This is a genomic window from Agrobacterium sp. 22-223-1, from assembly GCF_053522385.1.
The window spans coordinates 696,026-708,165 of record NZ_JBNWCN010000001.1 but is presented as its reverse complement, the minus strand read 5'-3'; the positions used below and the strand labels follow the sequence as shown (position 1 = coordinate 708,165).

The window sequence follows — 12,140 nt, the reverse complement described above, 5'->3', positions numbered from 1 at the left end:
CGGCGCTCATTTGCGGCAGCACAAACAGCGACATTACCTTCCGCATTGGCGACAAATTGCGACATGCGCAATTCGCCCTCTCAGCCCATTCCGCTGGGAAATCCGACAGCTATTCAATGACGGAAATGACGTCGCAATATGACGCATGATGGCGCGCGTCCTGCTCCCCACCCATTAAAAAATAGGGGATGCGGCGCAACGGAGTATTAACGCGCCCTAAATTATCTTGCCGGATCGACAGCAACGAGGGTGTTCCCGGTGGAGAAGGCGACACGCATACGCTATTTCGATGCGAGCAGGCATTCGCTCACACCGATACGCTCGAAGACCGCGCATTCCGATTTCCTGCGGACAGGGCGCATCAGCCGTTATGAAGAACGATGGCTGCCGAAAGAACGCGTCTATTACAGCCATGACGACGTCGCTGCGCTGACCGGGCGAAAGCTGGAAGCTGCCGCCGATGCCACCCACAGCCGTCTGAACGGCTTTCACCAGTCCATCCGTTTTCCGAAGATGGTTTTTCACCATCTGCTCAATGACCGGCCGCATCTCGGCTATTGTCACGTCACGGCGGCGAAAACCAGCTTCGATGCCGAGCGCCATGTGCTCTGGTCCTTCTATTTCGCGAATTTCTTCGCCGAGCTGAGCGGGGCTGAAAACTTCTTCGAAAATATTGATGCGCGCTATTCGCGGATGTATTTCGCCGTCGCCATCAACGCGCTTCCCGATCAGGAGATCGCCGTCGATACCTCCGTCCATCGCGGCGGCCTGCTGTTCCAGACCCACGATCCGCGGGTGGCGCTGAAAAACGTGCTCATGCTCGGCGCGCGGTCCGAGGAGATGCGCAGGATCATCAAGGCGATATAAAACTTTCCATAAGCCTCTGAAATACGCTATTGACCGCCCTGAAAGGCAGCATCATGGCGCGTCATATCGATATAGACAAAGAGCGGGAAACGGCCCTGCAGGCATCTGTGGCGGAGCTTGCCGCCGGCCAGCCCATCGCCCTGCCGACAGAAACGGTCTATGGCCTTGCCGCCGACGCCACCAATCCGGCGGCGATTACCCGCATTTACGAGACAAAAGGCCGGCCGCAATTCAACCCCCTGATCTGCCACATGGCCGATATCGCCATGGCCGAACGTTACGCCGTCTTCGACCCCATATCGCTGAAGCTGGCAGAAGCCTTCTGGCCCGGCCCGCTGACGCTGGTGCTGCCGCTGAAACCGGCAAGCGACATTCATTCGCTGGCGACAGCCGGTCTCGATACGGTCGGCATTCGTGTGCCGCAGGGTTTTGCCGGCGATCTGATCCGCCGCTTCGACAGGCCGCTCGCCGCCCCCAGCGCCAATAGTTCCGGCAAGATCAGCCCGACAAGTGCCTCCCATGTGGAGGCGGATCTCGGCAGAAAGATCAATCTCATTCTCGATGGCGGTGCGGCCGCCGTCGGTGTCGAATCCACCATCGTCAAGGTGGAAGAGGATGGCCGGGTGCGGCTGCTTCGTCCCGGCGGCATCGTCACCGCGGACATAGAGCGCATTGCCGGCAAACGGCTCGAACGGCCGAAAAAAGCAGCCGCCGCCATTGAGGCGCCGGGAATGCTGGCCTCGCATTACGCGCCGGGTGCGGCCGTGCGCCTTCACGCCACATCGGTTCTGCCGGGCGAAGCGCTGATCCGCTTCGGCGGCATCGCCATCGCCGGCGAAGAGACGGCGCGCACCGTGCTCGATCTCAGCCCCTCCGGCGATCTTTCCGAGGCCGCCGCCAATCTGTTCGATTATCTGAAAGCCGCCGATGCGAGCGGCGCAGACATGATCGCCATCACCGCCATTCCCACCCATGGTCTCGGAGAGGCGATCAACGACCGCCTTTCCCGCGCCGCCGCGCCGCGAGGCTGACGGCACCCAATCCTTTCGCCCATGTTTCAAAAGACAGCGAGACGCCGCCCATGACGACCACCGCCATCCCCTCCTCCGACATCCTCGACCGCTTTGCCGCCATTGTCGGCGAAAAGAACGCGGTCCGCGACCCGGCGGAAATGGCGCCGCGTCTGGTGGAAAATCGCGGACTTTATCGCGGCGCCTCGCCGCTGCTCATCAAGCCCGGTTCGGTCGAAGAGGTTGCCGCCATCCTGAAGCTCGCCAGCGAAACCGGCACCGCCATCGTGCCGCAGACCGGCAATACCGGCCTCGTGGGCGGCCAGACACCGCGCGCCGAAGGAACGGACATCATCCTGTCGCTGGAGCGCATGAACCGCGTTCGCGATATCGATCCCGTTGCCAACATCATCGTCGCCGATGCCGGCTGCATTCTCGATGACATCCACAAGGCTGCCGATTCCGTGGAGCGGATGTTCCCGCTGTCGCTCGGCTCGCAGGGTTCCTGCCGCATCGGCGGCAACCTCGCCACCAATGCCGGCGGCACGGCGGTGCTCGCCTATGGCAATATGCGCCAGCTCTGCCTTGGGCTGGAAGTGGTGCTGCCGACCGGCGAAATCTGGAACGGGCTGCGCCGGCTGAAAAAGGACAATACGGGTTACGATCTGCGCGATCTCTTCATCGGTTCCGAAGGTACGCTTGGCATCATCACCGGCGCGGTGCTGAAGCTCTTCCCGAAACCGCTCGGCCATCAGGTGGCCTTTGCCGGTCTCAGCTCCACCGAAGACGCGCTGAAGCTGTTCGAGATGGCCTCCAATCTCTGCGGCACGGCGCTGACCGGTTTCGAACTCATGCCGCGAATCGGCGTCGAATTCACCGCCCGGCATATTCCCGGCGTGCGCGATCCCCTGGAACAGCCGCATGACTGGTACGCGCTCATCGATATTTCCACCTCCGACTCTGCCGAAACGGCGGATAGCATGATGCAATCGCTGCTGGAGCGCGGTTTTGAGGCCGGGCTGGTTCAGGATGCGGTGATCGCCGCGTCCGAAGCGCAGCGGCAGGCGCTCTGGCACATGCGCGAAAGCATGTCGGAGGCGCAGAAACCCGAAGGCGGCTCGATCAAGCACGATGTTTCCGTTCCGGTGTCGAAAATACCGGAATTCATGGCGACGGCGGAAAAGGCGGTTCTTGCCGCCATACCCGGCGCCCGCGTCTGCGCCTTCGGACATCTGGGCGACGGCAATATTCACTACAATATTTCCCAGCCGGTGGGTGCTGACAAGGCCGAATTCATCGGCCGCTGGCGGGACATGAACGAGATCGTGCACGGCATCGTGCTGTCGCTCGGCGGTTCCATTTCGGCCGAACACGGCATCGGGCAATTAAAGCGCGACGAACTGGCCGCCATCCGCCCCGGCATCGAAATGGAACTGATGCGGCGCATCAAGCACGCTTTCGACCCCGCCGGCATCATGAACCCCGGCAAGGTTCTGGCCGGGTAAAGCGGCCCCGAGGTTAGGCCGAGGCCCGCAGCGCCCAGGCGGGCACCATTTCCGCATTCAGCCGGCGCGGTTTCTGCGCGCCGACAAATTGCGTCAGGCTCATGCCCGATTTCGCAATCGACACGGCATGCTTCTTTGGCAGAAGATACCCGTGTTCCAATGGCGGAATACGCCGCAGCATACGGCTGAAGACATTCCGCCGGTGATAGCGCGAGGGCGAGAAACGGGCCGGCTGCGCGCAGATCGCCACATATTCGAGAATCTCGTCGATCCAGCCCGCCTGCGGGCGCGCGCCCGGCTCGATCAGAAGCAGCCAGCCGCCGCGTGCGGACTTCACGACGTCCTCGATGTCCCATTGCCCATAAAAACGGCAACCGGCGGCATCGGCGACGCGCGAGGATCCATCGCGCGAACCGTGATCGAGAATCACAACATCGCTTACAAGCCCTTCCACGGCCCCGGTTACAAGCGCAGACAATGTGTGCGCCAGTTCCGGCTCGTGATCCCGGCATTCCATTATGACTGTCAACATCTGCATAGCTCTAACGCATCGCACAATAAATTGCCACTATGCTCATCGCTGTAAAATCCAAGGCTGTCCATGCCCACCGACCGCAAAGTCTGCGGACGTGGCCGTGCCTGTCGCGGCCACGCATCCATCTCTGGAGAACGAGCCGAATTTGCAATTTTGTTCTTGTATTGTTCTCATTCCTGATGTAGGAATTTAATCATTCGGAAGGCGGTTGAAAGCCTGTCCGGACGGAAACGGTTTAGGGCGTTGAGCGTGCCTTGAGAGGCGTGCGGCGTCCTGGGAGCATCCAGATGAGAAACCATACGCTTTCGGGGCAGGCTGCCTTCCAGCCGAGCCATATGCCGGATATTGCCAATGCGTTGGCCGATGCATCCGGCCTGCGCATCGAGATCGACCGCCGTCGCGGCCGTGGCGCCGGGCTGAACCCGGATGGACGCTTCGAGACCCTTCAGCACGAGGTTTTCGACGATGGCTGGCAGACTCTCGAGGACATGCCGGAATTCCGCACCGAGGTGCAGGTGGAAAAGCCGCGCAGCATCATCACCCGCAATGAATCGCCCGATATCCCCTTCGACCGCTCCATCAATCCCTATCGCGGCTGCGAACATGGCTGCATCTATTGTTTTGCGCGCCCTACGCACAGCTATATGGGGCTTTCCGCCGGGCTGGATTTCGAAGCCAAGCTCTTCGCCAAGCCGGATGCGGCGAAGCTGCTTGAACGGGAACTGGCTAAGCCGGGCTACAAGCCGCGGGTGATCGCCATCGGCACCAATACCGATCCCTATCAGCCGATCGAGCGCGAATGGCGCATCATGCGGCAGATACTGGAAGTGCTGGCCAAGGCCGATCATCCCGTCGCCATCGTCACCAAATCGGCGCTGATCAAGCGGGATATCGATATTCTGGCGCCCATGGCCAAAAAGGGGCTCGCCAAGATCGGTATTTCCGTCACCACGCTGGACCGGAAGCTCGCACGCAACATGGAGCCGCGCGCCGCCACGCCGGAGAAGCGGCTGGAAGCCGTCAAGGCGCTGACCGAGGCCGGCATTCCCGTAGCCGTTATGATGGCGCCTGTCATTCCGGCGCTCAACGATCATGAGATCGAGCGTATTCTCGAGGCCGGCAAGGCCGCCGGCGCCACCGAAGCGTCTTATGTGCTTTTGCGTCTGCCGCTGGAGGTGAGCCCGTTGTTCCGCGACTGGCTGCTGCGCAACTATCCGGACCGTTATCGTCATGTCATGTCGCTGGTGCGCTCCATGCGCGACGGCAAGGACTACGACGCGGAATTCGGAAAACGCATGAAGGGCGCCGGCCCCTATGCCTGGCAGATCGGCAGGCGTTTCGAGATGGCGACAAAAAGGCTCGGCCTCATCCGTCGCGGCATCCACCTGCGCGACGATCTCTTCGTGCCGCCGGGCGGTGCAGGCGTGCAATTGTCGCTGCTTTGAAAGACCGATGCTGAAAAGAACTCCGCCTGATCGAAGCACCATACGGAGCGTGCGGCGATATCAGGCAGAATATGACAGGGAGCGGCGGCCTCTTTTTTGGACCGGCCACACTCCCACGAAATGCCCGGCGGGTTTTCCCTGGCCCGCCGGACATCGCCCCCGGAACCGCCGCCTCGCGTGCGATCGTTTTTCCTCCGCCGCCCCGTTGGAGGATCAAAGGTCATGATGACCTTCGGGGCACGGTGAGCCACGCCCCTTGACCTCGGCTCACCGCGCCTGTCATCGCCCGCTTCCGGGGGCTTGCAGGAGATCGGGTGTGTGTGCCAGTTTCGCCGCATGAAACGCACGGCCACACCCGATTCTCCTGCTCTTTTTGATCTTGCCGATACCGGTCCGGATTTTTCCTTCGAACTGGAAGCGAAAAAGAAGGGCCTCTGGCCCGTGGCCGGCACGGATGAGGCAGGCCGGGGACCTCTGGCCGGACCGGTGGTTGCGGCAGCGGTCATTCTCGATCCGGACAATATTCCCAAGGGGATGGACGATTCCAAGAAGCTGACGAAGCAGAAGCGGGAAAGCCTGTTCGTACAGATCATGGAAACCTCGATCGTGTCCGTCGCCTCTTCCGGCCCCGGCCTGATCGACAGCATGAATATCCTGCGCGCCAGCCTCGACGCCATGCGCCGCGCCGTGCTCGGTCTCGAAATCTCCCCTGCCCTCGTGCTGGCCGACGGCCGCGACCGCCCGCCCGGCATCGCCTGCGAGGCCAAAGCCGTCATCAAGGGCGATTCCCGCTCCCTCTCCATCGCCGCCGCCTCGATCATCGCCAAGGTAACCCGCGACCGGATGATGGAACGCGCGGGTGTGGTGCACACATCCTACGGTTTTGAAGGCCATGCCGGTTACGGCACGCCGGCCCACCTGCGCGCCATTGAAAGCCACGGGCCCTGCCCGCTGCACCGGATGAGCTTCAGGCCGCTGAAGCGGGATTGATGACAAGTAATGGAGTTCCAACCAGAACCTCCGCTATCGACCCGATCTGGACATCGACGAGCAACTATGCGCACCGTAAATCATGTCCCTGACGCAAGACCTCGAGAAAATTCTGGAAACTGTCCTGCCAACCGATCCCAGCTTTCGGCGGATCGAACAAGCGACGATAGACAGCTGCATTTGTGACACTCGACGATACGCTTTGGAGGGCTCCAAAGAGGCCTTTCTGTTCTCCGCGATGCGCCTGCTCGCACTTCCCGACAACGGACACACACGGCTGATCCCGAACGATTCCATCGCGGTACTCCCGCTGAGGTTTGTGAGCGTCGGGACGGTGGTACAGTTAACTGACACGGCACTGGAAACAACTGCGCCAAGAGGAGAGCTGATAGCAGTCAACGGCACACCTTTGGGCCAAATTGAAGCCGCCGCAGAGAAATTTCTGGCGGGAACGCGCCAGAGGAAACGGGTCATCGGGCCGATTCTTCTGGCATGGCCGTATGCATTGGCCCACCTCGGTTTTTCTTCAAAAGAGAATACGACTGAATATCGCGTGAAAGACGAGAATGGGCGAATAACCGATTTGAAAGTGGAGAACGGGCATACGGTTCCTGCATCGATGCTCTACCCGAGAAACGAGCATGGCAAGGCTGATCCGGCCTGGAAGCCCGAGAGATTTGTGGAGATCAAGGACTGGCAGGGGCTTGGGCTTTCAATATCATTGCCAAGTTTCTTCGATCCAGGCGAAACTGCGTTGCCGGAAGCCATCGCTGGTGCAGCGGAGCATGTAAGCACCTGCTCGAACAAAACACTCTTGATTGACGTTCGCGGAAACACGGGTGGCGACTTCCTTCAAACGATGCCCTTGATCGACGCCATCTCTGAAAACGCAGGCGGGCAGGTTGCTGTGCTTGTCGACAAATTCACGTTTTCCGCAGCGATAGTGTTTGTAGCCATCCTCAAACATCGTTTGGGACGTAGGCTCAAACTCATCGGGGAAGAAATGGGCGACGGGTTGAGTTTTTTTGCCGAGGGAGGGTTGCTCGATTTGCCGATCAGCGGAGCGGTCGTTCGATACTCATCGGCCTTTCACGACTGGGAGAACGGAACCAGCAACGAAACCACACCGGCTGAAATCGCGCAGCAAATGGTCCCGGCAGGAAAACTGAATTTGGATTGGGAATGGGTCGTAAGGTCTACCGCTGAGAATGCACAAGGCGCGTTCTACCAACAAGTTCTAAAGAGTCTGAACGATTAGACGAACGGCGGCTTAGCCCACACTGCTGACGGTCGACCCTTGGAAAATGCTCCGCCAGGTATGGAATGGCCGCCTTCGCTTTCGGCGCCATGGCAATCAGGCGACGCACACTTCATCCGTCCGCTTCTGGCGCAGAGCGGAAACGCAATCCGACATTCAGCGACAAAAACACTAAAGCCAATCACAGCCACCTCCGAGGGAGGCCTGCTGAAGCGCATGCCGCATTTCCATAGTTCAGGCTTCACCACATCCGGAACCAGCCTTACCACCTCAAACAAAAACCCCTCACGGCTCTCGCCGGAGGGGCTTTGAACAATACCGAGATAAATCTCAGTTCAGCTTCGACTTCACTTCGCCGATCGTGGCGGTGAAAAGCTTGGCCTTTGCGGCGGCGGTGGTCTTTTCGGCAATGAGCTTCTCGGAAGCGGCAATGGCGATATCCACGGCGGCGGCGCGGACGGCGCCGATGGCGTCGTCTTCGGCCTGCTTGATCTTCTGTTCCGAAAGGGCCGTGCGGCGGGCGACGAATTCTTCCGTCTTCTGCTTGGCTTCTTCCGTCAGGGCTGCGGCCTCGCGCTCGGCGGCGGCAACGATACCTGCGGCTTCCGCCTCGGCTTCCTTACGCTTGCGCTGATATTCGGCCAGCAAGTGCTGAGCCTCTTCGCGCAGGCGCTTGGCTTCGGCCAGCTCGTCCTGAATGTTCTGGGCGCGCTCGTCCAGAGACTTGGCGAGCATGCCGGGAACCTTGAGATAGGCAACCAGAACGAAGAAGAGGACGAGACCGACGAGAGCGAAAAATGATGCATCAAATGCCATATCAGGCTCCCTTCACGTTCGAAGCGGCGGCAATCGCTGCCTTGACGTCCGTGTCCTTGACCTTGGCGCCGACCAACTGGTCGACGATGGCGGTCACGGTTTCTTCGGCGATTGCGCCGACATCGGCGAATGCCTGTTCCTTGATGCCCGCAATGCGCTTTTCGGCGGCGGCGAGCTTTTCGGCAAGACCGGCTTCGATAGCGGCGCGGTCGGCATCGGCCTTCGCCTTTGCGGCGTCACGGGCCGCAGCGCCGATGGAGCCCGCCTTGGCGCGGGCTGCCGCGAGTTCTTTTTCATAGGTTTCGACGGCAGCGTCGGCTTCGCTTTTCAGCCGTGCCGCTTCATCGAGATCCTGTGCGATGCGTCCGTGACGGTTTTCGAGAATGCCGCCGACGCGCGGAACGATGACCTTCTGCATGAGCAGGTAGAAAAGGCCGAACGTGATCGCCAGCCAGAGAACCTGCGATGCATAAGTAGACTGGTCGAACGGCGGGAATACGCCGGAAGCGCCGTGTTCGGCGCCGTGCGCCACACCGGTTTCCGTGTGCGTGGCTTCCGGTTGCGGCTGGCCGACAGCCGGAGTTTCCGTATGCGTTTCACCTACGGTCGGTGCTGACTGGGCATAAGCCTCGGTCACGAACATGCTCACCTCCAGGGGTACTGCAAATGCGAAGGATCACGGCACGCCAGTTGCGGGCCGTGATCCAGACCTGATGCCGATATTAAACAGCGAACAGGAGAAGGAGAGCAACGAGCAGCGAGAAGATGCCCAGAGCTTCCGTAACGGCGAAGCCGAATACCAGACGGCCGAACTGGCTGTCGGCAGCAGAGGGGTTGCGCAGTGCGCCGGACAGGTAATCACCGAAGATACGGCCGAGTGCGAGGGACGTACCAGCCATGCCGAGGCATGCGAGACCTGCGCCGATGTACTTTGCTGCTTCCGCTTCCATGTGAGACTCCTTGAGATATTGGTTGTTGCGGCTGTTTTTGACGCCCGTTGCCGGGGCCAGCGACTTTACTTCTCAGTGACCACCATGCACGGCGTCGTTCAGGTACATGCAAGTCAGTACCGCGAAGACATAAGCCTGCAGGAAGGCAACGAGAAATTCGAGAGCGGTCATGGCGACCGTCATGATGAGAGGCAGGACAGCACCGCCGACACCGAGCGCGCCGAGCGCGCTCATGGAGGCGACGAAGCCTGCGAAAACCTTGAGCGTGATGTGGCCGGCCAGCATGTTCGCAAAAAGACGAACCGAAAGGCTGATCGGGCGCGACAGGAACGAGATCATTTCAATCGACGCCACAAGCGGCAAAAGCGCCTTGGGCACGCCCGAGGGGGCGAAGATGCCGAAGAAATGCAGGCCATGCTTCCAGAAACCGTAAACCAGAACCGTGCCGATGACGAGGCAGGCGAGCGCGAAGGTGACGATGATCTGGCTGGTGACCGTGAAGAAATACGGGAACATGCCGAGAAGATTGGCCGTCAGCACGAACATGAACAGCGAGAATACGAATGGGAAGAACACCATGCCCTTCTTGCCGGCGCCTTCGCGCAGCATGGAGGCGATGAATTCATAGGACATTTCAGCGACGGACTGCATGCGGGTCGGGATCAGACCGCGGTTCGACGTTGCGAAATAAAGGAAACCGGAAGCCGCAGCCACGGTCGCGACCATGAAGAGCGACGCATTGGTGAAGGAAAAATCGACGCCGCCAATTTCGATCGGAATGATCGGCTGCACCAAGAACTGATGGGTCGGATCGTTTGCCACCGGCTGCCCTCTTTACCTGTCGCCGCCTGTCGCGGCATCTCAACTGCAAGAAAAAACAGCTTAAACGCCGCCTTTTCCACCCTCGTCTCGCCTGTCCGCCTTCTCCAGCAGCGGCGGCTTGGCCACCGCGCCGGTCGAGCGCAACACATTCAATACGCCTGCGCAGAAACCGAGAAGAAGAAGAACGATCATCCCCCACGGCGTCGTGCCGGCAAAATAGTCCAGAAGATAACCCAGCATAGCGCCGACCACGATGGCCGAAATGAACTCCGATGAGAGCTTAACCGCCATCGCAAAGCCCTTCCGGCTTTCCGCAGCGTTGGTCTCCGCCCTCACTTCCGCCTCATCCTCCGCCTTCACCTTCGCCAACTCGTCAGCAAGGCGCTTGCGGCGCTCGTCCAGACTATCGTCACGGTTGCCAGTCATCTTAAAATCCCACCCATTTTCTCCGTTCCAGCCATGCCAGAACCCTTTGGAGTTGTAAACGGTGACGGATTAAGCCTGTTCCAGCCCGCTCTGAAGTCGCGCGCAACATAGTTTTAGGGGCTTCTCTAGTCAAGGCACTGGCGACGGTTGTTGCAGCACAAATTAATCATGCAAAAACAACAGCTTGACCTCAAGTCGCCGTTTGACCGCGATGTTTCGCAAAGGAATCGGCATTTTTGACACGCAAAATGCGACAAATCGGCGGTGGTATCAGCTCCAGCCGCCACCATAGGTACGGTAAAAGACGTGCAATCCGATTCTGCCGACCTTCTTCATCGTGCGGCCCCAGGCGGGACGCACATAAACGGCGTGATAATGGGTTGCCGAACCCACTTCCTTCATCCAGATTTTGCCGGCGGTGGTGGCCATGGCCACTTCGCGCGCCATTTTCCAGTGGCGTTCGGAATTCACCCGGTCCTTGATATTGTCGCAGGCGAAGGAAAACTGGCAGCGGTTACGCCAGTCCTTGTTCTGATAGACGACGCCGCAGATGGTTTTCGGATAGGCGGGATTGCGCACGCGATTGAGAATGACCTGCGCCACCGCCGCCTGCCCCTTCACCGATTCTCCGCGCGCCTCGAAATAGATGCCGGAGGCGAGGCATTGCTGTTCGGCTGCGGAAAACACGGTGGCGGGCAGCGGGGTGGCTGCCCAGGCGTGGTCGTCCTCGGCGATCTGCGGCACGAAACGGCCGGCCTCGGGCTTTTTGAGAATGGCGTCGAAGGGCGACTCGCGGGCGAAATCCGGTTCGGACGGCGCATAGGCCGTGGCGAGAATATCCGGCGTGCGATTGGTGATGAGCTCGGCCAGCATCGGCGAGACGCTTCTGTCCGCCTTCTTTTCCTCGCGGCGGAAATAGAAGGAGGCGAGTTCCACATCCTTGCCGCGCTTCGGCTTGACGAAAGCGGTGCGGTCCTTGCGCTTCAGCGGCTCGATATCCAGCATACTGGTGCGTTGCAGGACGGAACCGGCGGTGAAGGCCTTGGGCGGCTGCATGATTTCGGTGGCGACGATGCGGCCCTTCTTGGCGGCGCGGTTGACACGCTCGCTGTCGGGCGTCGTCGCCTCGCCCTTCTTGTTGGTGACGAAGGCGACCTTGCTGCCATTGGGCAGGGTCATGCCGCCGCCTTGCAGCGCCGCCTCCCCTGCCGCATCGTTGAAGGTGAGCGAGGCATTGTGCACCGAGCCCGCCGGAGAGGCCGTCAGCACCATGCGCCATTGCTCGCCGCCATTGTCCAGACCGGCCAGAAGCGAGGCCAGATCCGCGCGCGCAGCGAGGGAGGGAAAAACAAGCCAGGCGGCAAGGCCGAAGACGACGGGCGAGGTCCATTTTGACGCCCACCCCTGAATGGACACGGGGGACCGACGACGCATTACTCTTTTCGAACGCAAAACCAGCACTCCGAACACCGACAACCATATTTGCTACAGGTGTTCGAGAATCTCTTATTAACCT

13 protein-coding genes are annotated in these 12,140 nt (G+C 60.3%); 6 read left to right on the top strand and 7 right to left on the bottom strand.

What is annotated here, in order from left to right:
• Nucleotides 1-258: 258 nt before the first annotated feature.
• Genes ACQZ60_RS03450 through ACQZ60_RS03440 form a run of 3 tightly spaced genes read left to right on the top strand, consistent with a single transcriptional unit; the run spans nucleotide 259 to nucleotide 3,382 of the window.
• Nucleotides 259-867: a DUF6656 family protein gene (locus ACQZ60_RS03450; protein ID WP_448734757.1), complete on the top strand. Its 609-nt coding sequence runs from the start codon at nucleotides 259-261 to the stop codon at nucleotides 865-867.
• Nucleotides 868-920: 53 nt separating this feature from the next.
• Nucleotides 921-1,898 carry an L-threonylcarbamoyladenylate synthase gene (locus ACQZ60_RS03445; RefSeq protein ID WP_448735309.1) on the top strand — a complete coding sequence of 326 codons (978 nt, stop codon included), beginning with the start codon at nucleotides 921-923 and terminating at the stop codon, nucleotides 1,896-1,898.
• 50 nt (nucleotides 1,899-1,948) lie between these two features.
• Nucleotides 1,949-3,382: an FAD-binding oxidoreductase gene (locus tag ACQZ60_RS03440; RefSeq protein ID WP_078051184.1), complete on the top strand. Its 1,434-nt coding sequence runs from the start codon at nucleotides 1,949-1,951 to the stop codon at nucleotides 3,380-3,382.
• A 13-nt stretch (nucleotides 3,383-3,395) separates the two neighbouring features.
• On the opposite strand, the gene ACQZ60_RS03435 is transcribed toward ACQZ60_RS03440, so the two are convergent.
• Nucleotides 3,396-3,914, bottom strand: a complete 519-nt coding sequence (locus tag ACQZ60_RS03435) for a glycosyltransferase family protein (protein ID WP_003521054.1) — start codon at nucleotides 3,912-3,914, stop codon at nucleotides 3,396-3,398.
• A gap of 290 nt (nucleotides 3,915-4,204) precedes the next feature.
• On the opposite strand from ACQZ60_RS03435, the gene ACQZ60_RS03430 reads away from it, so the two are divergent.
• From ACQZ60_RS03430 to ACQZ60_RS03420, 3 genes are all read left to right on the top strand, one after another.
• The gene (locus ACQZ60_RS03430; protein ID WP_448734756.1) at nucleotides 4,205-5,362 is read left to right on the top strand and encodes a PA0069 family radical SAM protein; all 1,158 of its coding nucleotides are present in this window, start codon (nucleotides 4,205-4,207) and stop codon (nucleotides 5,360-5,362) included.
• 336 nt (nucleotides 5,363-5,698) lie between these two features.
• Nucleotides 5,699-6,352, top strand: a complete 654-nt coding sequence (locus ACQZ60_RS03425; protein ID WP_031233992.1) for a ribonuclease HII — start codon at nucleotides 5,699-5,701, stop codon at nucleotides 6,350-6,352.
• Between the two features lie 82 nt (nucleotides 6,353-6,434).
• Nucleotides 6,435-7,610, top strand: coding sequence for a S41 family peptidase (locus tag ACQZ60_RS03420; RefSeq protein WP_020810757.1), 1,176 nt, complete (start codon nucleotides 6,435-6,437; stop codon nucleotides 7,608-7,610).
• 330 nt (nucleotides 7,611-7,940) lie between these two features.
• On the opposite strand, the gene ACQZ60_RS03415 is transcribed toward ACQZ60_RS03420, so the two are convergent.
• The 6 genes from ACQZ60_RS03415 to ACQZ60_RS03390 all read right to left on the bottom strand — a co-directional run bounded on the left by ACQZ60_RS03415 (nucleotide 7,941) and on the right by ACQZ60_RS03390 (nucleotide 12,058).
• A complete protein-coding gene (locus ACQZ60_RS03415) occupies nucleotides 7,941-8,426 on the bottom strand; it encodes a F0F1 ATP synthase subunit B (RefSeq protein WP_020810758.1) in 486 nt (161 codons plus the stop codon).
• 1 nt (nucleotide 8,427) lies between these two features.
• On the bottom strand, nucleotides 8,428-9,069 hold the full coding sequence (locus ACQZ60_RS03410) for a F0F1 ATP synthase subunit B (protein ID WP_448734755.1): 642 nt from the start codon (nucleotides 9,067-9,069) through the stop codon (nucleotides 8,428-8,430).
• 79 nt (nucleotides 9,070-9,148) lie between these two features.
• The gene (locus ACQZ60_RS03405) at nucleotides 9,149-9,376 is read right to left on the bottom strand and encodes a F0F1 ATP synthase subunit C (protein ID WP_003494147.1); all 228 of its coding nucleotides are present in this window, start codon (nucleotides 9,374-9,376) and stop codon (nucleotides 9,149-9,151) included.
• 72 nt (nucleotides 9,377-9,448) lie between these two features.
• Complete coding sequence (locus ACQZ60_RS03400) at nucleotides 9,449-10,198, bottom strand: F0F1 ATP synthase subunit A (RefSeq protein WP_003521045.1); 750 nt, start codon at nucleotides 10,196-10,198, stop codon at nucleotides 9,449-9,451.
• 60 nt (nucleotides 10,199-10,258) lie between these two features.
• Complete coding sequence (locus ACQZ60_RS03395; RefSeq protein WP_035261818.1) at nucleotides 10,259-10,624, bottom strand: AtpZ/AtpI family protein; 366 nt, start codon at nucleotides 10,622-10,624, stop codon at nucleotides 10,259-10,261.
• Between the two features lie 270 nt (nucleotides 10,625-10,894).
• Nucleotides 10,895-12,058 (bottom strand): cell wall hydrolase, encoded by a 1,164-nt coding sequence (locus ACQZ60_RS03390; RefSeq protein ID WP_448734754.1) that lies wholly within the window; start codon nucleotides 12,056-12,058, stop codon nucleotides 10,895-10,897.
• Between the last annotated feature and the right edge of the window lie 82 nt (nucleotides 12,059-12,140).

Coding starts and splice junctions, on each gene's coding strand:
- ACQZ60_RS03390 (WP_448734754.1), bottom strand. CDS start 12,058: ATGCGTCGTCGGTCCCCCGTGTCCATTCAGGGGTGGGCGTCAAAATGG.
- ACQZ60_RS03445 (WP_448735309.1), top strand. CDS start 921: ATGGCGCGTCATATCGATATAGACAAAGAGCGGGAAACGGCCCTGCAG.
- ACQZ60_RS03425 (WP_031233992.1), top strand. CDS start 5,699: ATGAAACGCACGGCCACACCCGATTCTCCTGCTCTTTTTGATCTTGCC.
- ACQZ60_RS03410 (WP_448734755.1), bottom strand. CDS start 9,069: ATGTTCGTGACCGAGGCTTATGCCCAGTCAGCACCGACCGTAGGTGAA.
- ACQZ60_RS03405 (WP_003494147.1), bottom strand. CDS start 9,376: ATGGAAGCGGAAGCAGCAAAGTACATCGGCGCAGGTCTCGCATGCCTC.
- ACQZ60_RS03430 (WP_448734756.1), top strand. CDS start 4,205: ATGAGAAACCATACGCTTTCGGGGCAGGCTGCCTTCCAGCCGAGCCAT.
- ACQZ60_RS03415 (WP_020810758.1), bottom strand. CDS start 8,426: ATGGCATTTGATGCATCATTTTTCGCTCTCGTCGGTCTCGTCCTCTTC.
- ACQZ60_RS03420 (WP_020810757.1), top strand. CDS start 6,435: ATGTCCCTGACGCAAGACCTCGAGAAAATTCTGGAAACTGTCCTGCCA.
- ACQZ60_RS03395 (WP_035261818.1), bottom strand. CDS start 10,624: ATGACTGGCAACCGTGACGATAGTCTGGACGAGCGCCGCAAGCGCCTT.
- ACQZ60_RS03440 (WP_078051184.1), top strand. CDS start 1,949: ATGACGACCACCGCCATCCCCTCCTCCGACATCCTCGACCGCTTTGCC.
- ACQZ60_RS03435 (WP_003521054.1), bottom strand. CDS start 3,914: ATGTTGACAGTCATAATGGAATGCCGGGATCACGAGCCGGAACTGGCG.